Origin of the sequence: Tropicibacter oceani (assembly GCF_029958925.1) — a bacterium.
Classification (GTDB): domain Bacteria; phylum Pseudomonadota; class Alphaproteobacteria; order Rhodobacterales; family Rhodobacteraceae; genus Pacificoceanicola; species Pacificoceanicola oceani.
Window position 1 is genome coordinate 418,809 of record NZ_CP124616.1, and the last position, 23,307, is coordinate 442,115.

Below are 23,307 nucleotides of genomic sequence, written 5' to 3' on the forward strand. Positions count from 1 at the left end.
CCACCGCCTAGGTCAGCAGCTTTTCCAGCGCCCGCCCCATGACCTTGGCGGAATCCACCATATCGGTGATGCCGATCCATTCATCCGGCTTGTGCGCAAGGTCCAGCACCCCGGGACCATAGGCGATGCAGTTCTTCAGCCGCCCGATCCTGTCGATGTGCTTTTGGTCATAGGACCCGGGCGAAGCGACAAAATCCGGGGCCTTGCCCAGAACTTCGCGCACCGCCTCGGCGACGGTCGTCACCACGGGCGCGTCGCGATCCGTCATGCTGGGCACGATCCTGTTGATTTCGCGCAGGTCATAGTCGAACCGGTCGCGCGAGGCTTTCAACCCTTCGAGGATGCCGACGATCTCGCCCTGCACCGCGTCAAAGCTTTCTTCGACCAGATAGCGCCGATCGATCACGATGCGGCAGCTGTCAGGCACGCAGCAGGCGGGCAAACCGCTGTAATCCTTGGGCAGTTCCTCTGATCCGCCGTGGATGGCGCTGATGTTCATCGTCGATTGCCGCGCGCCTTCGGGGACCACGGGCATTGCCGTGCGGCGCTGCGCCATCGCTGGGAACAACTGCTCCTCGAAGGCGTCCAAGACCGCCCCCATATGCCGGATCGCGCAATCGCCCAGAAAGGGCATCGAGCCATGGGCGATCTCGCCCTTGGTTTCGATCTCGGCCCACCAACCGCCGCGATGACCCAGACAGATGCGGTCCTTGTTCAGCGGTTCCGGGATGATCACATGCTGCACCCGCTCGGGGTTGAAAAAGCCCTGCTCGGCCAGATAGGCGACGCCGCCATAACCACCAGATTCCTCGTCTGCCGTGCCGCTGATCTCGATCGCCCCGGCGAAATCGGGGTGCTCTTCGACAAAGGCCTCGGCCGCGATGATGCTGGCGGCAAGCCCGCCCTTCATGTCACAGGCGCCGCGTCCATAAACCCGGTCGCCATCAACCTCGCCGCCAAAAGGATCGCGTGTCCAACCGCGCCCGACCTCGACCACGTCGGTATGGCTGTTGAAATGCACGCAATCGCCGGGCCGGGTGCCCTCGCGACGGGCCACGATGTTCCAGCGCGGATAGCGGTCGCTGTCGCCCGGCGCGCCTGTCGCGCGGATCAACTGGCAGTCAAAGCCGCGCGGCGCCAGCCTTGCGCGCAGGTATTCGCAAACCTCGCGATAGCAATCGCCCGGCGGGTTCAGCGTGGGAATGCGGATCAGGTCCTGGGTCAGCGCAACCAGATCGTCGCGCTTGCCTTCGATACGTTTGCTCAAACCATCGCTCATGCCATCACCTCCGCCGCGGATTGTGACGCCATTCCGGCCGGGTGCAAGGGGCTGCAGGGCGGGTTGCACCCCGCACGCCGCTCAGACCGCGATATTGTCGATCAAACGCACACCGGCCAGCCAGGCCGCCACCAAAAGCCGCGCGGGGCGATCGGGCTGCTCCAACAACGACAGGTCGTCATTGGCGCGCAGGTCCAGGTATTCCACCTCGGTAAAGCCTGCCGACAGAATCCGGGCGCGCGCCTCTTGTGCCAGGGCGCTGGCCGATGCGCCGCCGCGCAACCCCTCTGCCATGTCTTCCAGCGCCTGATGCAGGGCCGGCGCCTTGACGCGCGAACGGTCCGACAACAGCAGATTGCGCGACGACATGGCCAGCCCGTCCATTTCGCGGATCGTCGGACAGCCGACCACCTCGACATCCAGATCAAGGTCTGCAGACATCCGCCGCACCACCTGCAATTGCTGGAAATCCTTTTCGCCAAAGAATGCCTTATCGGCGCGGGTCTGGGTGAACAGCTTGGTCACCACCGTCGCCACCCCGTCGAAATGCCCGGGCCGATGCGCGCCGCACAGAACATCCGTCAGACCCGCCACCGAAACGGTGGTTGCAAAGACCTCGGGATAGATCTGATCGACCCCCGGGACGTACAGCGCGTCAACCTCAAAGCGCGCCAGCTTGCGGGCGTCGTCCTCTTCGGTGCGGGGATAGTTGTCCAGATCGCTGGGGTTGTTGAACTGCTTGGGGTTCACAAAGATCGTCACGATCACCCGGTCACAGGCCGCCTTGGCCGCCGCGACAAGGCTGAGGTGCCCATCATGCAGCGCGCCCATGGTCGGCACCACGCCGACAACCTCGCCCGCGCGGCGCCAGCCATCGACCTGCGCGCGCAGCTCGGCCTTGGTGCGAATGATCGGCGGCGTCATTTGCGGGCCTCGGGGGCTGCATCGCCAAAGACATGTTCCGGCCCCGGAAATTCCCGCGCCTTCACTGCGCGCGCGTATTCGGCAATTGCCGCATCCGCGTCTTCGCCCAGCGTCGCAAAGCGTTTCACGAACTTGGCCTTGAAGGCGGTGAACAGCCCCAGCATGTCGTCGACGACAAGGATCTGCCCATCACAACCCGCGCTGGCGCCAATGCCGATCGTCGGAATGGCCACCTGCGCCGTCACGCGGTTGGCCAGCCCTTCGGGCACCTTTTCCAGCACCACGGAAAACGCCCCTGCATCGGCCACGGCCTGCGCGTCGCGCATCAATGCGTCGCCCGCATCGCCGCGCCCTTGCACTTTGTAACCGCCCAGCGTGTTGATCGACTGCGGCGTCAACCCGACGTGGGCCATCACCGGAATGCCGCGCGCCACCAGAAAGCGGATCGTTTCGGCCATGCCGACGCCGCCTTCCAGCTTGACCGCGCCCGCGCCGGTTTCCTTCATCAGGATCGCCGCGTTGCGAAAGGCCTGCTGCGGGCTTTCCTCGTAGCTGCCAAACGGCATGTCGATCACCATCATCGCGCTGGACAGCCCGCGCGCCACCGCCTTGCCATGCAGGATCATCATCTCCATCGTCACTTCGACGGTCGAGGCCAGCCCGTGCAGCACCATGCCGACGCTGTCGCCGACCAGCACGAAATCAACATGCGGGTCCATGATCTGCGCCATCGGGGTGGTGTAGGCGGTCAGACTGACCAGAGGTTCACCCCCCTTGCGGGCAAGGATATCCTCGGGCATCGGGGCCCGTTTTTTCGCCGTCGCACTCATGCCCGCCTCCTCCGCGCAACAAAGTTGCGCGCAGGTCTAGCATTTGCTGCATTGCAGAACCAGAGGCTTTCTGCGCGCCGCCCTTAGCGCAGGCCTTCGATCCTGTGGGTTTCGGCATGAAAGTCGATCTCGGCCCGGCTGGCGCCTGTCACCGGCTTTGCATCCTTGCCCGGCTTGATGAAAATCGCGCCCTCGGCCCCGACCTTCAGCATCCAGGCCTCGTTGTTTTCGACGTAGGAACAGACAAAGGTTTCGCTGCCGTCAGTCGACGGCCCGGCGTGCACGATGGTCAGCGCAGGCAGCGCCTTCATGCCCGGAATGCGGGTTTTCAACAGGTGCAGGGCCGCCCCCAGCTTTAGCCTGTCTGCCAGCGCCATCGCGGTGGCAATGTCGGCCTCGGACACTTCGGCCAGCTTTTCGCCAAGCTCATCGGGCCGGAACCTTCTGATATCGTCCATCGACGCCTTAAGCGGGTTCTCGGGCAGGTGGGAATTGTCGTGCCGGATACAGTCGTAAAGCGTCACGCCGCGGCCTTCGACCGGAACCAGGAAACGGGGGCCGCCAAGTGCGCGCAACGCAAAGGCCATCCGCTGTTCGCCCTCGACATCGCGATACGACCCGTTGCCAAGACCCAGCAGGAAATCGGCCTCGCCGGACCGCCAGCAGGCCATCGCCGCCCCCACCTGAAGGGGATTGGCGAAACGGGCCGCAATGGACGCGCATTCAAGGATCGCATCACGCCGGCCGCGTTCGGGATTGGCCAGGGCCAGCGCCTGCAATTCGGCGGCAAGCTGGTCGTCCGGAACCACGTGAAGCTGGGGATGGCCGGCAATCCATGCGGCAATGGCACCTTGCAGCGGGGTCTTGCGGTTCAACTGGTAAAAAGGCCCGTCCAGACGGCTGAGCGATTCGGCAATGCCGCCTTCGAACCCGGTCTGTTGCGCGGCCTCTTGCGGGTTTTCACGCACCCACTTTTGCCCGGACCGGGCAAGGATCAGGTAGTCCGTCGCCCCCATCGCGCGCAGTCCTTCGACCACGTCGCAGAACGTCTCTTCGATCAGCGCCCTTGTGTTGCCCACGAACTGAGCGTGTCCCCCGTTCAGTACCTGCGCAAGATAATAGTCGCAGTGAAAGGCCTGGATCGCAGCGGCGGGCAATTCCGTCCGTTTGTAGCGGCCCTGCCCGGTCATCTGATTGGTGTAATTCACGATGGCCTGCACCAGCGGCGCGGGGTCATCCGGCAGGGCATCCATGGCCGATTGCGGAACCACGATCCGGTCCAGCCGGGGCGGCGCGCTATTCGCGGCCGGCGGTTCTTGCGGCGGTGCTTCGCCGGAAAACCGTTTGCCGCCCCCGGGTTTGCGCGCCTGAAAGGCCTCGGCCGAGGCCTTGCCACCCAGCAGATGTTTCAGTTTTCCAAGCATGACGCAGCCCTTTCCTGACGGTTTGAGCATGGTTAACCGAAATTTTTGGGCCAACTTGGGCAGGAAACGGACATTTCCACGCCGGGGCTTGATTGCTTGCCCGGTTGCGGGAACACTCGGGCAGACCGTTCTCAGGGAGCTTCCAGTCATGACCTTTCGTCTTACCCTTGCCGCAGCCTTGCTGACCGGCAGCGCCGCCCTTGCCCAGCAGACCGACCTGACCATCGGTCTGCAGCTTGAACCGCCGCACCTTGATCCGACCTCGGCCGCCGCCGGGGCCATCGACAGCGTGCTTTACTCCAACGTCTTCGAGGGGCTGACCCGCTTTACCTCGGACGGTTCGGTCGTGCCCGGGCTGGCCGAGCGCTGGGAGATTTCCGAAGACGGGCTGACCTATACTTTTCATCTGCGCAGCGGCGTGACCTTTCACGACGGTACGACGATGGACGCCGAGGACGTCAAGTTCACCCTGGACCGCGCCCGCGCCGAGGACAGCCAGAACGCGCAAAAGGCGCTGTTCGGCGAAATCGCCAGCGTCGAGGCGACCGATCCGCAGACCGTCACCGTGACCCTGACGCAGCCCAACGGCAGCTTCCTGTTCAACATGGCCTGGGGCGACGCGGTGATCGTGGCCCCCGAGAGCATCGAGGCCATCAAACAGACCCCCATCGGCACCGGCCCTTTCAAGTTTGACAACTGGACCCAGGGCGACAGCATCCATCTGGTGCAGAACGATGCCTATTGGGGTGACAAACCGGCGCTGACCGAGGCAACGTTCAAGTTCATCAGCGACCCGACCGCCGCCTTTGCCGCGATGATGGCGCAGGATATCGACGCCTTTGCCGGCTTTCCCGCGCCCGAAAACCTGCCGCAGTTCGAGGCCGATCCGCGGTTTCAGGTCCTGTCCGGCAGCACCGAGGGCGAAACCATCCTGTCGACCAACAACAAACTGCCCCCCTTGGACAACGTGAAGGTGCGGCAGGCAATTGCGCATGCGATCAACCGCCAGGAAATCATCGACGGGGCAATGTTCGGCCTTGGCACGCCGATCGGCACGCATTTCGCCCCGCACAACCCCGACTATGTCGATCTGACCGGCCTGTCGCAGTACGACCCGGAAAAGGCCAAGGCCCTGTTGGCCGAGGCAGGGCTGCCCGATGGCTTTACCACCACGCTGAAACTGCCGCCGCCGTCCTACGCGCGCCGGGGCGGTGAAATCATCGCCGCGCAGCTGCGCGCCGTGGGCATCCAGACCGAGATCACCAATCTGGAATGGGCGCAGTGGCTCGAAGAGGTGTTCCGCGGCAAGGATTTCGGCCTGACCATCGTCAGCCATACCGAACCCATGGACATCAACATCTATGCAAGGCCGGATTACTATTTCCAGTATGACAGCGTGCCGTTCCAGACCCTGATGACGGAACTGACCGCCACGTCGAACCCCGAACAGCGCAGCGCCCTGCTGCGCCAGGCCCAGGAAATGATCGCCAAGGATTACGTCAACGGCTACCTTTTCCAGCTGGCCTTTCCCACCGTCGCCGATGCGCGGCTGGAAGGGCTGTGGCAGAACCAGCCGACCCAGGCGACCGATCTGACCGGCGTGCGCTGGACCGAGTAAGCGCCGTGCAGGCCCATATCCCCGGCTTTACCGCCCGGGTGGCCACGCCAAACGGCGTGGCCATCGCCTACGAGAGCGGCGGCAATGGCCCGCCGCTGCTTTTGCTGCACGGGTTTCCGCAGACCCGCGCCATGTGGGCGCAGATCGCGCCCGTTCTGGCGCAGGATTTCACCGTCATCGCCGCCGACCTGCGCGGCTATGGCGACAGCGGCAAACCCAAGGGGCTGAGGCACTACAGCTTTCGCGAGATGGCCGCCGACATAACCGCGCTGATGGCGCAACTGGGGTTTGACCGGTTTCACCTGGTCGGCCATGACCGGGGCGGGCGCACCGCGCATCGGCTAGCGCTGGACGCACCCGAGGCGGTCCAAAGCCTGACAGTCATGGACATCGTCCCGACCCACCTGCTGCTGAACGATCTGACCATGGGTGTGGCCAAGGCCTATTACCACTGGTTCTACATGGCCCAGCCCGAACCCTTTCCCGAACGCATGATCGGCGCCGATCCCGATCATTTCTACGAAAGCTGCCTGTTGGGCTGGGGCGCCGCGCAGCTGTCGGATTTCGACCCAAGCCAGCTGCAGGCCTATCGCAGCGCCTGGCGCGATCCCGAAACCATCCGCGCCATGTGCGACGACTACCGCGCCGCGATCGAGGTGGATTTCGCCCTGGATGCCGCCGACCTTGGTCGACAGGTGCAGTGCCCTGCGCTGGTGATGTACGGGGCCGATGGCGCCATGGCGCAGGCCTATGACGTTCCGGCCACATGGTCGGACAGGCTGGCCCGAATGCAAAAGGCCGCCGTTCCCGGCGGCCACTTCTTTCCTGATCAGCATCCGGCACAGACCGCGCAGCATCTGCGCGATTTCCTGCTGCCTTTGGCCTAGCGGTTACTCGGCGTCCGTCGCCGCGCGGGCCACGGCGCCAGCGCCCTTGGCGCCCAGCTTGACCACACCGGCGCCCGCCCTGACCGCGGTCTTGCCGGTCCACAGCGTCGCATCAACAGTGTTGTCAAAGGCCTTTTCGGCCGAACATGCGCTTAGCGCAACGGCTGCCAGCACAGCCAGGACCAGACCTTTGCGGGGGAGAAAAGCAGCTTTCATATTCATGTCCTTTCCACGTCGGAAACGTCGAACCTGCCGCCCTTTGCGGCACTCGTGTTGTTTACGGGCTTTCCACAAGTTAGAAAAACGAATAATATTGCGGTTAATTCCGAGTTTTACATATGGATAGACATGGACATCACCCTCGTCCGCACCTTTCTCGAAGTTTCGGCCACCGGCTCATTCGTCAGTGCCAGCGACCGGCTGTTCGTCACCCAATCAGCGGTTAGCCTGCGCATTCAGCGGCTTGAGGAGTCGTTGGGCAAACCGCTGTTCAAACGGTCCAAGGCGGGGGCCGAACTGACGCCGGCGGGGCGTGAATTCGAACGCTATGCGATTTCCCTGATCAAGATCTGGGAAGAGGCGCGCCAGCAGGTCGGCATTCCCAAGGGGTTCAGCCGGTCGCTGACCATCGGCGCGCAGTATTCGCTGTGGCCGCGCCTGGGCTTTCAATGGATCGACGCGCTGCGCGACACGCTGCCCGATCTCAGCGTGCGGGCCGAACTGGGCATGCCCGACCGCCTGACACGTTTCCTGATCGAAGGGGTGATTCAGGTCGGCCTGATGTACAACCCGCAGATGCGCCCCGGTCTGAACGCCGAAAAGCTGGTCGACGAAGAACTGGTGCTGGCCTCGGCCCGGCAGGACCGGCTTGAGGACATCGCCGACCACTATGTCTTTGTCGACTGGGGGCCGGAATTCCTGCATGCCCACGCGCTGGAACTGCCCGAATTGACGAACCCCGGCCTGACCCTGTCGCTGGGGGCGCTGGCCGCCGATTACATCCTGAACCGGGGGCGCGCCGCCTATCTGCCGGCCCGTTACATCAAGCGCCACCTTGACGCGGGCGCCCTGTTCCTGGTGCCTGACGCGCCGCGCTTTCCCTACCCGGTCTGGTCGGTCTGGCGTGACGATCTTGACGACGACATCCGTGAAAAGGCCGGCCAGGCCCTGCATGCCGTCCAGCAACGCATTCAGGATGCACAAACCGAAGTCATCGCCGAGTTGCGCGACATCAGCGAAAACCAGGAGATCGACGTATTGGGGCAATCCGAAAGCAACGGCAACGACGGCTGACGCAACCCTCTGGACCGGCCCGCATTCCGCCCCTAACGTGGCCTCATGCTGGCCTATCTGATCCGCCGACTGACCTCATTGATCCTCAGCCTGGCGGTTGCCTCGCTGGTGATCTTTCTCGTGGTCGAGGTCGCCCCGGGCGATCCGGCCAGCTACATGCTGGGGATCAACGCGCAACCCGACACGGTTGCCGCGCTACGCACCGAACTGGGCCTGGATCAGCCGAAAGCCCTGCGGTACCTGACTTGGGTCACCGGCATGATGCACGGCGATTTCGGCACCTCGTATACCTATCGGACAGAGGTGTCCGGGATGATCGCCGACCGGCTTTGGGTGTCGTTGCCGCTGGCGCTGCTGGCGCTTTGCCTGTCCACGCTGATCGCCCTGCCCGCCGGCATACTGGCCGCGTCGCGCCGGGGCAAACCCGCCGACCTGGGGGTGATGGCCGCCACGCAACTGGGCGTCGCCATCCCGAACTTCTGGTTCGCCATGCTGCTGGTGCTGCTGTTCGCGATCAAGCTGCGGCTCATGCCGTCGGGCGGATTTCCCGGCTGGGAGGACCCCGTGCTGGCCCTGCGCGCCCTGACCCTGCCCGCCGTGGCGCTGGCCCTGCCTCAGGCGGCGATCCTTGCCCGCGTGCTGCGATCGTCGCTGATTGACGCTCTGGGCGAAGATTACATCCGCACCGCCCGCGCCAAAGGCCTGACCCGCGGCCAGGCGCTTTGGCGGCACGGGCTGCGCAATGCGTTGATCCCGGTGCTGACGATCATCGGGCTGCAGTTTTCGTTCCTGCTGGCGGGCGCAATCATCATCGAGCAGGTCTTTTACCTGCCGGGCCTGGGGCGCCTGATCTTTCAGTCGATCAGCCAGCGTGACCTGATCGTGGTGGAATCGGTGGTCATGCTGCTGGTCTTTGCCGTCATCATGGTCAATTTCATGACCGACCTGGCCTATGCCATCGTCGATCCCAGGCTAAGGCAGCGGACATGACCAAATCCCTGATTTTCGGCGCATTCCTGACGTTGGTCTTTCTGGTCGCCGCGCTTTTGTCGTTCATCTGGACGCCCTTCGACGTCGAAACCATGAACATCGCGGGCCGCCTGAAACCGCCCGGCGGCGCGCACCTGCTGGGCACCGACCATTTCGGACGCGATATCCTGAGCATGATCATGACCGGGGCGCGCACCTCGATCGCGGTGGCGCTGGTGGCCGTGGGCATTGGCATGGGCCTGGGCGTGCCCCTTGGCCTGACCGCCGCCGCCCACAAGGGCGGCTGGCTGGACGAATTGATCAGCCGAGGCAACGACCTGATCTTTGCCTTTCCCAGCCTTGTGATCGCCATCCTGATCACCGCGATCTTTGGCCCCGGAGCCATCAACGCGATCATCGCCATCGGCATCTTCAACATCCCCGTCTTTGCCCGCCTGTCGCGCGGCGCGGCGCTGTCGCTGTGGCGGCGCGATTTCATCCTGGCCGCGCGGGTCTGCGGCAAATCCCGCACCCGCATCAGCGCCGAACACATCCTGCCCAACATCACCAACCTGCTGATCGTGCAGGGCACCATCCAGTTCTCGCTTGGCATCCTGGCCGAGGCGGGCCTGTCCTATGTCGGCCTTGGCGCGCAGCCCCCCGTCCCCAGTTGGGGCCGGATGCTGGCCGATGCGCAGACCATGGTCGCGCTGGCGCCGCATGTGGCGCTGATCCCCGGCCTTGCCATCGTGCTGATGGTGCTGGGCCTTAACCTTTTGGGTGACGGGTTGCGCGACCATCTTGACCCGCGCCTGAAGGTGCTGCGCACATGATCACCCCGGAACAACGGCGCGAAGTCGATAGCGGCAACTGGGTGCCGCAGCTGATCATCGACCATCTTGATGTCACGATCCACGACAAGCCGGTCGTCAAGGACCTCTCGCTCAGACTGTTTCCCGCAGAGATCACCGCCCTGACCGGCGAAAGCGGGTCGGGCAAATCCATGACCGCGCTGGCCATCATGGGACTGTTGCCGCAAAGCGCCCGTGCCAGTGGCGCGATCCGGCTGGAGGGGACCGATCTGCTGTCCCTGTCCGAACGCGATTTGTGCGCCTATCGCGGACGCGACATCGGCATGATCTTTCAGGAACCGATGACCGCGCTGAATCCGCTTCAGACCATCGGCGCGCAGGTCATGGAGACCTTGCTGATCCACTCTGACCTGTCGCGGTCGCAGGCCCGGGCGCGCGCCCTTGAAACTCTGGAAAAGGTCGGCCTTGACCAACCGCTGGGCCGCTATCCGCATGAATTGTCCGGCGGGCAGCGCCAGCGCGTCGCCATCGCCATGGCGATTGCACACCGGCCAAAGCTTTTGATCGCGGATGAGCCGACCACCGCGCTGGATGTCACCACGCAGGCGCAGATCCTCAAGCTGTTGCGCTATCTGGTCAAGACCGAGCGCATGGCGCTGCTGATGATCACCCATGACCTTGCCGTGGTGTCCGACATGGCCGACCGCATTGCGGTGATGCACAAGGGCAGGATCGTCGAACAGGCCCCCACCCGGCAGCTGTTCGCGCAGATGCAGCACCCCTATACCCGCCAGCTTTTCGAGGCATCGAGCCACAAGGCCGACCTGCATCCGGTCGCGGCCACGGCCCCGCTGCTGAGCGTCCAGAGTGTCAGCCGCGACTACCCCTTGCCGCGCGAACACCCCTTTGCCGCACCAAGGGCCTTTCGCGCCGTGAACGACGTCAGTTTTCAGATCAACAGGGGCGAACGCGTCGGCCTTGTTGGCGAAAGCGGCTGTGGCAAATCCACCCTGACCCGCGCCATTCTGGGGCTGGACCCGGTCCAGAGCGGCACGATCACCCTGAACGGCGCCCCCGTTCTGGACCATGGCCGCGCCAACCCAAAGGTTCGCCGCCACATGCAGGTGGTGTTTCAGGACCCCTACAGCAGCTTCAACCCCCGCCACCGTGTCGGCCGCCTGATATCAGAGCCCTTTCACCTGTCGGACAACCCGCCCAGGGGGGCCGCCCGTCAAGAGGCCATCGCACAGGCGCTGACCGCCGTCGGGCTGCACCCGGACGATCAGCACAAACATATCCATGCCTTTTCCGGCGGGCAGCGCCAGCGCATCGCGATTGCGCGCGCGTTGATCATCCGCCCCGACCTGATCCTGTTCGACGAAGCCGTCAGCGCGCTGGATGTGCGCGTGCGCGCCCAGATCCTGGATCTGATCGCCCGGTTGTCCAGGGATCATGGCCTGACCTACCTGTTCATCTCGCACGATCTCAGCGTCGTGCGTTCGATCACCGACCGCGTGCTGGTGATGCGCAAGGGCGAAATCGTCGAACAAGGTCCGGTGCAGCAGGTCTTTGACACGCCCCGCCACCCCTATACCCAAGAGCTGATCGCCGCTGCGCCCGTTCTGCCCGACATCGGAGACCCGAATGCTGCCTGACCTGCCCTTTGACCCTTCTTGCATGCTGATCGACGGGTCCTGGGTCCCGGCGGGGGGCACCCTGCCAATCAGCAACCCCTCGACCGGCGAGGAGATCGGGCAGATCGCACGCGGCAGCGCCGCCGATATCGACGCGGCGGTACGGGCTGCGCAATCGGCGATGGATGGCACATGGGGCCACAGCACCGCCGCCGAGCGCGGGCGCATCCTGATGCGGCTTGGCCAGCTTGTCCTGCAGAACGTCGATCTGCTGACCCGGCTGGAATCCCTCGACGTCGGCAAACCGACCTCGCAGGCCCGGGCCGATGCCCTTGCCCTCGCGCGCTATTGCGAATTCTACGGCGGAGCGGCCGACAAGGTGCATGGGCAAACCATCCCCTATCTAGACGGCTATACCGTCTATACCCTGCGCGAACCGCATGGCGTGACCGGGCATATCGTGCCCTGGAACTACCCCATGCAGATCATCGGACGGTCCGTCGGCGCGGCGCTGGCCATGGGCAATGCCTGCGTTCTGAAACCGGCCGAAGGCGCCTGCCTGACCGCGCTGGTCTTTGCCCATCTGGCCGCGCAGGCCGGCCTGCCGCCCGGGGCGCTGAACGTGGTGCCCGGACTGGGCGCCGAGGCAGGCGCCGCCCTGGCCGCGCATCCGGGTATCCAGCATCTGAGCTTTACCGGCTCGGTCACCACGGGCGCTGCGGTGCAGATCGCGGCGGGCGCCAATGTCGTGCCGGTGACACTGGAACTGGGTGGAAAATCGCCGCAGATCGTCTTTGAGGACGCCGACCTGCAGGCTGCCTTGCCTTTCCTGGTGAACGCCGGGCTTCAGAATGCCGGCCAGACCTGCTCTGCCTCTTCGCGCATTCTTGTGCATCACTCGCGCCTGGACGAGGTCAGCCAGGCCATGGCCACGGCCTATCGCAGCAAGCGCATCGGCGCGGCCATCGACGACCCGGACATCGGCCCGCTGATCAACGCCCGGCAAAAGGACCGCGTGCAGCAGTTCCTTGCCCAGGCCACCGATCTGCCGCTGATCGCCCAGGCCATGCCGCCCGACCTGCCCGGCCACTTTGTCCCCGCCTCGCTGTTTGGCCCCGTTCCGCCCGATCACCCGCTGGCCCAGCAGGAAATCTTTGGTCCTGTGCAGGTGATCATCCCCTTTGCCGACGAAGCCGAAGCGGTGCAGATCGCCAATGGCACCGACTATGGTCTTGTCGCCAGCATCTGGACCCAGAACGGCGCCCGCCAGATGCGCATGGCGAAAAAGCTGCGCGCGGGGCAGGTCTTTATCAACAATTACGGCGCGGGTGGCGGGGTCGAGCTGCCCTTTGGCGGCACAGGCAAATCCGGCCATGGCCGCGAAAAGGGGTTCGAGGCGCTTTACGGTTTCTCAACGCTCAAGACGGTGGCCGCGCTGCACGGCTGACGCGGGTGGAAGGGCAGGGTAGCGCCCCGCTTTCCCGCCGCCCCCTCTGGTATACCAAAATCACTGGACCTGCCCCCACAACCGCGACAACATGGCCGCAAAGGGAGAGGCCGACATGAGATTTGACAACCGCACAGCCATCGTGACCGGCGGCGCGTCGGGGATCGGGCTGGCGATCGCCAACCGCCTAGCCGCCGAGGGCGCAACCGTCACCATCTGGGACATCAATCCCGAAAACCTGTCCAACCTGCCGCAGGGCCTGCGGTCGCGGCAGGTCGATGTGACCGACGCCGCCGCCGTCGATGCCGCCATGCAGCAGGACGCGCAGGCCATGGGCGGGCTGGACACGCTGATCTGTTCCGCCGGGATCACCGGGCCGAACGCGACCGTCATCGACTATCCCATCGACGACTGGCACCGGGTCATCGACCTGAACCTGCACGGCGTCTTTTACTGCAACAAATCCGCCGCCGCACTGATGCGCCCCAAGGGTTTTGGCCGCATCGTCAACATCGCCTCGATCGCCGGCAAGGAAGGCAACCCCAACGCCAGTGCCTATTCCACCTCGAAGGCCGCCGTCATCGGATTGACCAAATCGCTGGGCAAAGAGCTGAGCGACACGCAGATCACCGTCAACGCCGTCGCCCCCGCCGTGGTCGAAAGCCCGATCCTGTCCCAGATGACGCCGGAATTCATCGCCTACATGAAATCCAAGATCCCGATGGGGCGCTTTGGCACCACCGATGAAATTGCCGCGATGGTCTGCTGGCTGGCCTCGGCCGAGGCCTCGTTCACCACGGCGGCGGTCTTTGACCAGTCCGGCGGCCGCGCAACCTACTGAGGAAGGACACCGCATGAGACTGCAAGGCAAAACCGCCATCGTCACCGGCGCCGGATCGGGCTTTGGCGCGGGCATCGCACGGCGCTTCGTGAACGAAGGCGCACAGGTCATGATCGCCGACATCAACGAAGAAAACGCCCGCGCCGTCGCCGAGGAATTCGGCGGCATTGCGCATCATGTCGACGTCGCCGATGGCGCCAGCATGACCGCCATGATCACCCGCGCCATCGAGGTGATGGGCCAGGTCGACATCCTGGTGAACAACGCCGGCGTCACCCACCTGCCCGCCCCCCTCGAAACCATCTCGGAAGAAGACTTTGACCGGGTCATGGCGGTGAACTGCAAGTCGATCTACCTGGGCGCACGGGCGCTGGTGCCGCACCTCAAGGACCGCGGCACCGGCACCATCCTGAACATCTCCAGCACTGCCGGGATCTCGCCGCGCCCCAACCTGAACTGGTACAACGCGTCAAAGGGCTGGGTGAACACCGCAACCCGTACCATGGCGGTCGAATTGGCCCCCATGGGCATCCGCGTCAACGCCCTGAACCCGGTGGCCGGGGAAACCCCGCTGCTCAAAAGCTTCATGGGCGAAGACACGCCGGAAATGCGCGCCAAGTTCCTGTCGACCATCCCGCTTGGCCGCTTTTCCACCCCCGAAGACATGGCCAACGCCGCGCTGTACCTGTGCTCGGACGAGGCCAGCATGATCACCGGCGTCTGCCTGCAGGTCGACGGCGGGCGGTGCATCTAGCGGCGCCACCCTTGCCCTGATCGCCCCCCTTGGCACCGGGCGCGGACCAAGGGGTCGGCGGGTGGGCGCCTTTCGGCTTTGCCGAAACAGTGCCCCCGTCGACCCGCTTTCCATTCCCCACAGGCAGGCTTAGCCTGCCCGCCAACCACCCTTTCAGAGGATTGTCATGACCCACATTCTCGCCATCGACCAAGGCACCACCTCCAGCCGCGCGATCCTTTTCGACGGGACCCTCAAGATCAGCCATGTCTCCCAGCAGGAATTCACCCAGCATTACCCCGCATCCGGCTGGGTCGAACACGATTGCAACGACCTGTGGCAAACCACCCTGGACACCTGCCGCGACGTGATCGCAAAGGCCGGGATCACGGCCGCGGACATTGCCGCCATCGGCATCACCAACCAGCGCGAAACCACCCTGATCTGGGATCGCAAGACCGGCAAACCCATTCACAACGCCATCGTCTGGCAGGATCGTCGCACCGCCGACCTTTGCCAGAAACTGCGTGATGCGGGCCATGAACCCACCGTCACCGAAAAGACCGGACTGCTGCTTGATCCCTATTTCAGCGCCACCAAGGTGGCCTGGCTGCTGGACACCGTCAAAGACGCCCGCGCCCGAGCCGAAGCGGGCGAGCTGGCCTTTGGCACCGTCGACAGCTGGCTGATCTGGAACCTGACCGGCGGCGCGCGGCACGTCACCGATGCCACCAACGCCGCCCGCACCATGCTGTACGACATCCGCAAAGGGCGCTGGTCGCAAACCATGTGCGACATGCTGGGCGTACCGATGGCCCTGCTGCCCGAAGTGATGGATTGCGCCGCCGATTTCGGCACCGCCCTGCCCGATCACCTTGGCGCCGCGATCCCGATTCTTGGCGTTGCCGGCGATCAACAGGCGGCGACCATCGGCCAGGCCTGCTTTGAACCCGGGATGATGAAATCGACCTATGGCACCGGCTGCTTTGCCCTGCTGAACACCGGCGACACGCCCGTCACCTCGAAAAACCGCCTGTTGACCACCATCGCCTATCAGCTGGACGGCCAGCCGACCTATGCGCTCGAAGGCTCGATCTTCATCGCCGGGGCCGTGGTGCAATGGCTCCGCGACGGGCTGAAGATCATCAAGGACGCCAAGGAAACGCAGACCATGGCCGAAGCCTCGGACAGCGGCCAGAATGTCGTCATTGTCCCGGCCTTCACCGGCCTTGGCGCGCCTTATTGGAACGCCGAATGCCGCGGCGCGGTCTTTGGGTTGACGCGCAATTCCGGACCGCAGGAATTCGCCCGCGCCGCGCTGGAATCCGTCGGATACCAAACCCGCGACCTGCTCGAGGCGATGCAGGCCGATTGGGACAGCCCGGGGCAGACCGCTCTGCGCGTCGACGGCGGGATGAGCGCAAGCAACTGGGCCATGCAGTTCCTCTCCGATATCCTAGATGCTCAGGTTGACCGCCCCGAAATCCTGGAAACCACCGCGATGGGCGCGGCCTGGCTGGCCGGGCAGCGCGCGGGCGTCTACCCCGACCAGGCCAGCTTTGCCAGCACCTGGGCGCTCGAACGCAGCTTTGTCCCCGAGATGGACAAGGACCGCCGCGCCGAAAAATATGCCGCATGGAAACGGGCGGTCACCGCTGCGCAGGCGTTCTAAGATGCGCCCCGGTCCGAAAAACCTGATCACCGACATTGCCGGCCTTCGCGTCGGCAATGCGCAAGACATGGCGCTGAAATCCGGAACCACGGTCCTGATCGGCGATGCGCCATTCACCGCCTCGGTCGCGGTGCAGGGCGGCGCCCCCGGCACCCGTGAAACCGATCTTCTGGCACCCGACAAAACCGCCCCCGGCGCAGATGCGCTGGTGCTATCCGGTGGCAGCGCCTTTGGGCTTGCCGCCGCGCAGGGCGTGATGGACGAACTGTATGCGCAGGGGCGCGGCTTTCCCGTTCTCTCGGCCCGCGTGCCGATCGTTCCCGCCGCAATCATCTTTGACCTTTTGAACGGCGGGCAAAAGGACTGGGGCAACAACCCCTATCCGGCCCTTGGCAAAGCCGCCTTGCTATCGGCAAGCCCCGATTTCGCCCTAGGCACCCATGGCGCCGGCACCGGCGCGCAAACGGCGATGCACAAGGGCGGGCTTGGCTCGGCCAGCCTGATCCTCGATGACGGGATCACCGTCGGCGCGCTGGTCGCCGTCAATCCGCTGGGCAGCGTCACGACCCCTTCGGGGCGGCATTTCTGGGCAGCCCCGGCCGAGTTCGGCGATGAATTCGGCGGTCTTGGCCCCGATCCCGCCAAGGGTTTTCACCCCCTGCCCGAAAGCCGCAAACTGCAGGCCATGGCACAGCACGGCAACACCACCATCGCCATCGTCGCCACCGATGCGATCCTGTCCAAGGCCCAGTGCCACCGCATGGCCGTCGCGGCCCACGACGGCATGGCCCGCGCGATCCAGCCATCGCATACCCCTATGGACGGAGACCTGGTATTCGCCGCTGCGACCGGCGCAAAGCCCTTGGACGCCCCGGACATTCAGCTGGCCTGGATCGGCCACGCCGCCAGCCTCTGCCTTGCCCGCGCCATCGCCCGCGCCGTTTGGGAGGCAACACCCACCTCAGGCGACACCCTGCCGACCCTGAGACAGGACCTGGGATTCTGATCCGCCCGGACACAGCAGGCCCTCAGATGTCCCTGTCCACCGGCGCAACGCGCGCCCGGCCTGTTCTTGGCCCTTTGCCCTTCTTCTTGGCAAAAATACTCAAATTCCACGCCGGCCCCACCGAACCCGCGTCGATCGTTTAGCGCAAGATCGGCGGCTTGTCGGGGTCTGATCCGGGTGCGAGCCGTTCGACCCGGCCCGGGGTCTCGGGTTCCGGCAGATCAAAGCGCAGGGCGACACCGGCCAGTTGCGCCGTCAGCGGATCGCTGTCGGTCAAAAAGGCCACGTCCAGCGCCCCCGCCTCGAGCCCGGAGAACACCAGCGCCTCGTTGATGGCCTGCGCCAGCGCGCCCTCGGCCCCGGCAACCGCCCCGGTGATTCCCAGCAGATGCCCCTGCCCGCCGCCCTCATAGGTCACGCGCGCCAGATAGGCCTTGCGCGCCAGCCCCGCCGTCATCGCCAGCTTGGCGTCCAGCGCCTGCAACAGCGCCTCGGGCAGGCCGGTCGGGGCGTGCAGGCTTTGTGGGCGTGCCTCGCCTTGGGACGGCGCGTGGTCCAGTGTCTGCGACAGCCATTCCAGCGCCTGCGGTGGCAGCAGGATCGACGACGGCGCGACCTCGATGTTCAGCGCAAGGCCGATTCCCTGCCCGGCCAGCATCCGCGCCAGCGCACGACCCGACAGCGCAACGTAGGGCACCGCGCGCCCGGCAAAACCCGACAGCCGTTCCTCAAGATCAAACCCCAGCACAAAGGCGCTGTCCTGTACCTCGAACACTTCGGGCGAGATGTCATCGCCCTGCGGTTCCCTGGTCAGCATCAGGAACAGCTCTGCATCGGCAAGCCGTTCATAGAACCGCAGGCGCGCGGCGTCATCGTCCGGCGCGGCCTCCATCGCGGCATGGGCGGTATCGATCGGGGTTGTCGTCATGTCATCACCTCCGCGACGCGGGCGCGCAGGACGGGCAGCAAATCGTCCTCGAACCACGGGTTCTTCTTCAGCCAAGCGGTATTGCGCCAGGATGGATGGGGCAAGGGGATCACCTGCGGAAGATGGTCGCGCCAGGCCCGCACCGTGTCGGTCACCCCGCCCGTGCCTGGCAGGTGCCATTTCTGCGCATAGCCCCCCACCGCCAGTGTCAGCCGGATGTCTGGAAAGGCGGCGACCAAAGGCGCGCGCCAGGTTCGTGCGCAGATCGGCGGCGGCGGCAGGTCCGCCCCCTTGCGATACCCCGGAAAGCAAAAGGCCATGGGCAGGATCGCCACCCGCGACGCATCGTAAAAGGCATCGTTGTCCAGCCCCAGCCATTCGCGCAGCCGGTCCCCGGAGGGGTCGGTAAAGGGCAATCCGCTGTCATGCACCCGCGCGCCCGGCGCCTGCCCGGCGATCAGCAGCCGGGCCGTGGGCAGGCCGCGAAACACCGGCCGCGGCTGATGCGCGGTTTCGGTTGCGGCGAACCGCTGGGCACACAGGCGACAGGCGCGGATATCGGCGGCAAGACTATTCATACCGGTAATCTAGGGCGCGCTTGCGCGATGCGCACCCCTCATTTCGACACTTGTCGAAATAATGCTTGCGCGACTCGCACATTTCGACAACTCTAGAAATATGAAAATGACAGATCCCATCCCCCCGACCCTTTCGCCCGAAACCGCGGCGGCCAAATTCGCCGCACTGGGATCGGAACAGCGCCTTGGCGTGCTTCAGGCCTTGGTCCGGGCCGGACCCGAAGGCGCCAGCATGGGCGATCTGGGTGCCCGCTGCGGCATCACCGGATCGACGCTGACGCATCATCTGAAAATCCTTGCCGCTGCCGGGCTGGTCAAACAAACCCGGCAAGGGCGCTCTATCATCTGTGCCGGTGCCGACTATGCCGAGGTGCAGGCCCTGTCCCAATACCTGTTGCAGAACTGTTGCGCCGACGCGACCTGCACCCACAAAGGCCACGACAATGACTGAGACAACCGCCCCCACCCCGCGCCAGTTGCCCCGCATCGACAAGGCCTGGATCGCCAGCCTTGTCATTCTGGCGCTGGTCGCCGTTCTGGACCCACCGCAATTCTGGCCCACGGTCACATTTGCCATCGGGGCGCTCTGGCACACGCTGCCCTTTATCCTGTTTGCCGTTCTGGCGGTCGCCTATCTCAAGGCATCGGGGGCCGAACGCCTGCTGGCCCGGGCCTTTGAAGGGCGCGAAACCCGGATGATCCTGCTGGCCGCACTGCTGGGCGGGCTGTCACCTTTTTGTTCTTGCGAAGTCATCCCCTTTATCGCCGCGCTTCTGGCGGTCGGCGCGCCGCTGAGCGCGGTCATGGCCTTTTGGTTGGCCTCGCCGCTGATGGACCCGGCCATGTTCGCCATCACCGCAGGCACGCTGGGCTTTGACTTTGCGCTTGCCAAAACGCTGGCCGCCGTCGGCCTTGGGTTGCTGGGCGGATTTGGCGCCATGGCCTTTGCCTCCAGCCCGGTGTTCCGCGATCCGCTGCGCGAAAAGCCCCAAGTTGGCGGTTGTTGCGGCCTGCGCAAACCGTTTCAGGGCGCGCCGGTCTGGGCCTTCTGGAAAGACGGCGAGCGTCGCGGCGTGTTCAAGGACACGGCCCTGACCAACGCCATGTTCCTGCTGAAATGGCTGACGCTGGCCTATGTGCTTGAGGCGGTGATGATCCACTATGTTCCCGCCGACCTGATCGCCGGTTTCCTGGGCGGCACCGGGATCATGCCGATCCTGCTGGGCGCGCTGGTGGGGGCTCCGGCCTATCTGAACGGCTATGCCGCCGTGCCACTGGTCGATGCGCTTCTGGCGCAGGGCATGGCACAGGGCGCCGCCATGAGCTTTGTCCTGGCGGGCGGAGTCAGTTGCATCCCTGCCGCCATCGCGGTCTGGGCGCTGGTCAAACCGCGCGTCTTTGCCGCCTACCTCGGGTTTGCGCTGGTCGGATCGGTCATCGCGGGACTGGCCTGGGGCGCCGTCGCCTGAGACGAGCGACCCGCCACAAACGCCCTGCGGCAGAGCTTCGCGGGCCGACGCCCATGAACGGCGAAGGAATCGTCGTTAACTGTTTCAAGCGTGGGGCTCCTGTGGGGCCCTGCGTTGTTTTTGTTTCCGTCAGGGGCCATAATGTAGACAAATTTATCCCGTAGCAGAATGGAAACCCGTTCGTGGGATGGTATTGGTAAAACCGGGGCAACCCTGATGCTTGAGTTCGACATGGTCAGCAAGTCCTTTTGGACAGGCACCCAGCGCAAGGTGATCCTTGACCGGGTGTCCTTTCGCGTCGACCTGGGCGAATCCCTGGGCATCCTGGCACCCAACGGCACCGGCAAGACGACCCTGATCAAGATGATGGCCGGGCTGGAAAAGCCCGACGAGGGCGAAATCAGACGCGGGTGCCGCATCTCGTTCCCCCTGGGCTACATGGGCGGCGTGATATCCAAGATTTCGGCCCGCGAAAACGCGCGCTATATCGCACGGCTGTACGGGCTTGACCCGGATTATGTCGAATCCTTCTGCCGCTGGCTTTGCGGGCTCAAGGAATATTTCGACCAACCCATCGGCACCTATTCATCGGGGATGCGCGCGCGCTTTACCTTTTCCCTGATGCTGGCGCTTGATTTCGACATGTACCTGATCGACGAAGGCATGCCCAATTCCACCGACGTCGATTTCAACCAAAAGGCCGGCGATGTGCTGGCCGAACGGCTGCGCACCACCACGATCATCATCGTGTCGCACCAGCCGAAGATCCTTGAAAAATTCGCCCGCAAGGCGGCCGTCCTGATGGACGGCAAGCTGCATATGTTCGACACCTTGGAAGAAGCGAAACAGCTGTATGACTACGAAACCCAAGGCTAAAAAGTTCCGCATCCGCCGCGATCCGATCGACGGCGCGCAGGATGCTGCCACGGCCCCGCAACCGGCCGACGGCACAGCCGTGCCCAAACGCCCCGTGCAACCGCGTCCTCAGCCCGACCAGCCCGCGACACCGCGCCCGGCGGCGCCCGCCTCGGCCGCGCCCCGCAGCGGGCAGGTGGATTCCGCCGCGCAGGTTGCCGGTGAAACCGACATGGATGCCATCCGCCGCGAGGGCCTGACCGGGCGCCAGCTGCGCATGGCCCGCCGCGTCGCGCAAAAGAACGGGCTTGCCCCGACGTCTGATTTCGACGCCGTGCGCCTGCTGCGCGCCCGCGGCATCGACCCATTCCAGCGCACCAACATGCTGGAGCTGGTCGTCGCCGACAAGGACGGCGAAAAACCCAGCGAAAAGCCCGCCGAGGAAAAGCCCGAGGTCCGGGTACAATTGCCCCAGACCGTCGATGTCGAAAAGAAACAGCTGCCGTCGACCCAGATGGCCAGCCCCGCAGAACGCCGTGCCGCGGAAATCATGCAGATCCAAAAGGATCTGGCAGGGCGCCGCCGCAAGAAAATGTGGCTGCTGATGACGCGCCTGGCCTTCTTTGTCGGCCTTCCGACCCTGATTGCCGGGTATTATTTCTATTTCGTCGCAACCCCGATGTATTCGACCAAGTCCGAATTCCTGATCCTCAAGGCCGAAAGCACCGCGGGCGCCATGGGTTCCTTGTTCTCGGGCACGCAGTTCGCGACCAACCAAGATGCCATTGCGGTGCAAAGCTATCTGACATCGAAGGACGCCATGCTGCGCCTTGATCAGGATGTCGGCTTCAAACAGCATTACACGCAGGAATTCATCGACCCGATTCAACGCCTTGGCGATGATCCGTCGAATGAAGAGGCGTACAAGCTGTACAAGCGCAACATCGAGATCGGCTATGACCCCACCGAAGGCGTGATCAAGATGGAGATCATGGCCGCCGATCCCGAAGTTGCCGCCGAGTTTTCGCGCGCCCTGATCGGCTATGCCGAGGAACGGGTCGACAACCTGTCGCTGCGCAAACGGTCGAACGCGGTTGCGGACGCCGAAGATGGTCTGATCGCCGCCGACAACGCCCGCCGCGAGGCGCAGGAACGTCTGGTCCGCCTGCAGCAAGAGGGCAACATCGTCGATCCCGAAGGCCGAATCGCAGCCTTCCGCGCGCAGATCAACACCTATGAATTGCAGCTTCAGGAAAAGAAGCTGCAACTCCAGGCGCTGCTCGACAACTCCCGTCCCAACCGCGCCAAGGTCGACGGCGCGCAGGGGGATGTTCGCCGGCTGGAAGCGCTGTTGGCCCAATTGAATGCGGAAATGACCACAGCCACCAGCGGCGGCAATTCGCTGGCCGAAAAGGCCGTACAGATCAAGCTGGCCGAGGCCGACCTGGCCACCCGCGACCTGATGCTGCAAACCGCGCTTGAGCGCCTGGAACAGGCCCGCCGGGATGCCGATACCCAGGCCCGCTATCTGACGACCTCGGTCGTTCCCGTCGCCTCCGAAGACCCGAGCTATCCGCGCAAGTTCGAAAACACGATCCTGGCCTTCCTGATCTTTGCCGGCGCCTATCTGATGATATCGCTGACGGCGTCGATCCTTCGCGAACAGGTCAGCAGCTGACCCCAGGCCCCGGTTGCCAAAGGCACCGGGGCAGCGGCCCTGCCCAGCTTTGCGTGCAATCCAGCGCGCTTCGATGCCTGAACGCGCGCCTTCCTGCCCCCCGTCGCCCGCAAATCGCGCCCTTGCGGATTACACCCATTTACCGCTTGCACCTCCCTGCCCCGCTTTGCTAAACGCGTCGGCGGAGAGGTGGCCGAGTGGTCGAAGGCGCACGCCTGGAAAGTGTGTAGGCGGGGAACCGTCTCGAGGGTTCGAATCCCTTCCTCTCCGCCATTATCAATCATCGCCCAAGGCATTGCCGAACCGCGCCTCTTCGGTGGCGGTTGATGCCTTCGGACATGCTGATTGTTGGCTTGACCCGCGGCCACGCGCATACCGGCGTCCGCCACGTTACTCGGCGCCCTTCAATGGACTCGAAGGGTCGCGAATA

The 23,307-nt window shown here is 64.6% G+C and carries 22 protein-coding genes and 1 tRNA gene; 16 read left to right on the forward strand and 7 right to left on the reverse strand.

Annotated features, from left to right (window positions below; genetic code table 11):
- Positions 1 to 7 precede the first annotated feature (7 nt).
- The 4 genes from QF118_RS02075 to QF118_RS02090 all read right to left on the reverse strand — a co-directional run bounded on the left by QF118_RS02075 (position 8) and on the right by QF118_RS02090 (position 4,457).
- Entirely contained in the window at positions 8 to 1,279 is a 1,272-nt protein-coding gene (locus QF118_RS02075; protein ID WP_282300984.1) for an acetylornithine deacetylase/succinyl-diaminopimelate desuccinylase family protein, read from the reverse strand.
- An 81-nt stretch (positions 1,280 to 1,360) separates the two neighbouring features.
- Complete coding sequence (panC, locus tag QF118_RS02080) at positions 1,361 to 2,203, reverse strand: pantoate--beta-alanine ligase (RefSeq protein ID WP_282300985.1); 843 nt, start codon at positions 2,201 to 2,203, stop codon at positions 1,361 to 1,363.
- Positions 2,200 to 3,033 carry a 3-methyl-2-oxobutanoate hydroxymethyltransferase gene (gene panB / locus QF118_RS02085; RefSeq protein WP_282300986.1) on the reverse strand — a complete coding sequence of 278 codons (834 nt, stop codon included), beginning with the start codon at positions 3,031 to 3,033 and terminating at the stop codon, positions 2,200 to 2,202. The genes panC and panB overlap by 4 nt, the downstream gene beginning before the upstream one ends.
- 83 nt (positions 3,034 to 3,116) lie before the next feature.
- The gene (locus tag QF118_RS02090) at positions 3,117 to 4,457 is read right to left on the reverse strand and encodes a DMP19 family protein (RefSeq protein WP_282300987.1); all 1,341 of its coding nucleotides are present in this window, start codon (positions 4,455 to 4,457) and stop codon (positions 3,117 to 3,119) included.
- Between the two features lie 148 nt (positions 4,458 to 4,605).
- Between QF118_RS02090 and QF118_RS02095 the strand changes: the two genes are divergently transcribed.
- Positions 4,606 to 6,075: an ABC transporter substrate-binding protein gene (locus tag QF118_RS02095; protein ID WP_282300988.1), complete on the forward strand. Its 1,470-nt coding sequence runs from the start codon at positions 4,606 to 4,608 to the stop codon at positions 6,073 to 6,075.
- Positions 6,076 to 6,080: 5 nt separating this feature from the next.
- Positions 6,081 to 6,962 carry an alpha/beta fold hydrolase gene (locus QF118_RS02100; protein WP_282300989.1) on the forward strand — a complete coding sequence of 294 codons (882 nt, stop codon included), beginning with the start codon at positions 6,081 to 6,083 and terminating at the stop codon, positions 6,960 to 6,962.
- A 3-nt stretch (positions 6,963 to 6,965) separates the two neighbouring features.
- On the opposite strand, the gene QF118_RS02105 is transcribed toward QF118_RS02100, so the two are convergent.
- Positions 6,966 to 7,178, reverse strand: a complete 213-nt coding sequence (locus tag QF118_RS02105) for a hypothetical protein (protein WP_282300990.1) — start codon at positions 7,176 to 7,178, stop codon at positions 6,966 to 6,968.
- Between the two features lie 132 nt (positions 7,179 to 7,310).
- On the opposite strand from QF118_RS02105, the gene QF118_RS02110 reads away from it, so the two are divergent.
- The 9 genes from QF118_RS02110 (at position 7,311) to QF118_RS02150 (ending at position 17,369) form a co-directional block, all read left to right on the forward strand.
- Positions 7,311 to 8,255, forward strand: a complete 945-nt coding sequence (locus QF118_RS02110) for a LysR family transcriptional regulator (protein ID WP_282300991.1) — start codon at positions 7,311 to 7,313, stop codon at positions 8,253 to 8,255.
- Between the two features lie 45 nt (positions 8,256 to 8,300).
- Entirely contained in the window at positions 8,301 to 9,245 is a 945-nt protein-coding gene (locus tag QF118_RS02115; protein ID WP_282300992.1) for an ABC transporter permease, read from the forward strand.
- Positions 9,242 to 10,057, forward strand: coding sequence for an ABC transporter permease (locus tag QF118_RS02120; RefSeq protein ID WP_282300993.1), 816 nt, complete (start codon positions 9,242 to 9,244; stop codon positions 10,055 to 10,057). The genes QF118_RS02115 and QF118_RS02120 overlap by 4 nt, the downstream gene beginning before the upstream one ends.
- On the forward strand, positions 10,054 to 11,691 hold the full coding sequence (locus tag QF118_RS02125; RefSeq protein WP_282300994.1) for an ABC transporter ATP-binding protein: 1,638 nt from the start codon (positions 10,054 to 10,056) through the stop codon (positions 11,689 to 11,691). Before QF118_RS02120 ends, QF118_RS02125 begins: the two co-directional genes overlap by 4 nt.
- On the forward strand, positions 11,681 to 13,117 hold the full coding sequence (locus QF118_RS02130) for an aldehyde dehydrogenase family protein (RefSeq protein WP_282300995.1): 1,437 nt from the start codon (positions 11,681 to 11,683) through the stop codon (positions 13,115 to 13,117). The genes QF118_RS02125 and QF118_RS02130 overlap by 11 nt, the downstream gene beginning before the upstream one ends.
- A 115-nt stretch (positions 13,118 to 13,232) precedes the next feature.
- Positions 13,233 to 13,958 (forward strand): SDR family NAD(P)-dependent oxidoreductase, encoded by a 726-nt coding sequence (locus QF118_RS02135; protein ID WP_282300996.1) that lies wholly within the window; start codon positions 13,233 to 13,235, stop codon positions 13,956 to 13,958.
- A 13-nt stretch (positions 13,959 to 13,971) separates the two neighbouring features.
- Positions 13,972 to 14,712, forward strand: coding sequence for an SDR family oxidoreductase (locus QF118_RS02140; protein WP_282300997.1), 741 nt, complete (start codon positions 13,972 to 13,974; stop codon positions 14,710 to 14,712).
- Positions 14,713 to 14,878: 166 nt separating this feature from the next.
- Positions 14,879 to 16,363: a glycerol kinase GlpK gene (gene glpK / locus QF118_RS02145; RefSeq protein WP_282300998.1), complete on the forward strand. Its 1,485-nt coding sequence runs from the start codon at positions 14,879 to 14,881 to the stop codon at positions 16,361 to 16,363.
- 1 nt (position 16,364) lies between these two features.
- A complete protein-coding gene (locus tag QF118_RS02150; RefSeq protein WP_282300999.1) occupies positions 16,365 to 17,369 on the forward strand; it encodes a P1 family peptidase in 1,005 nt (334 codons plus the stop codon).
- A 139-nt stretch (positions 17,370 to 17,508) separates the two neighbouring features.
- Here the strand turns inward: QF118_RS02150 and QF118_RS02155 are convergent, their stop codons facing one another.
- Together QF118_RS02155 and QF118_RS02160 are read right to left on the reverse strand one after the other, a co-directional pair.
- Entirely contained in the window at positions 17,509 to 18,297 is a 789-nt protein-coding gene (locus tag QF118_RS02155; RefSeq protein ID WP_282301000.1) for an SseB family protein, read from the reverse strand.
- On the reverse strand, positions 18,294 to 18,875 hold the full coding sequence (locus QF118_RS02160) for a uracil-DNA glycosylase family protein (protein WP_282301001.1): 582 nt from the start codon (positions 18,873 to 18,875) through the stop codon (positions 18,294 to 18,296). The genes QF118_RS02155 and QF118_RS02160 overlap by 4 nt, the downstream gene beginning before the upstream one ends.
- A gap of 100 nt (positions 18,876 to 18,975) precedes the next feature.
- On the opposite strand from QF118_RS02160, the gene QF118_RS02165 reads away from it, so the two are divergent.
- From QF118_RS02165 to QF118_RS02185, 5 genes are all read left to right on the forward strand, one after another.
- Positions 18,976 to 19,326, forward strand: coding sequence for an ArsR/SmtB family transcription factor (locus QF118_RS02165; RefSeq protein WP_282301002.1), 351 nt, complete (start codon positions 18,976 to 18,978; stop codon positions 19,324 to 19,326).
- Positions 19,319 to 20,344 carry a permease gene (locus QF118_RS02170; protein ID WP_282301003.1) on the forward strand — a complete coding sequence of 342 codons (1,026 nt, stop codon included), beginning with the start codon at positions 19,319 to 19,321 and terminating at the stop codon, positions 20,342 to 20,344. Before QF118_RS02165 ends, QF118_RS02170 begins: the two co-directional genes overlap by 8 nt.
- 216 nt (positions 20,345 to 20,560) lie before the next feature.
- Positions 20,561 to 21,220 (forward strand): ABC transporter ATP-binding protein, encoded by a 660-nt coding sequence (locus tag QF118_RS02175; protein ID WP_282302389.1) that lies wholly within the window; start codon positions 20,561 to 20,563, stop codon positions 21,218 to 21,220.
- Complete coding sequence (locus QF118_RS02180; protein WP_282301004.1) at positions 21,198 to 22,877, forward strand: KpsE/RkpR family capsule polysaccharide export protein; 1,680 nt, start codon at positions 21,198 to 21,200, stop codon at positions 22,875 to 22,877. Before QF118_RS02175 ends, QF118_RS02180 begins: the two co-directional genes overlap by 23 nt.
- Positions 22,878 to 23,060: 183 nt before the next feature.
- A tRNA-Ser gene (locus tag QF118_RS02185) sits at positions 23,061 to 23,150 on the forward strand.
- Positions 23,151 to 23,307 lie beyond the last annotated feature (157 nt).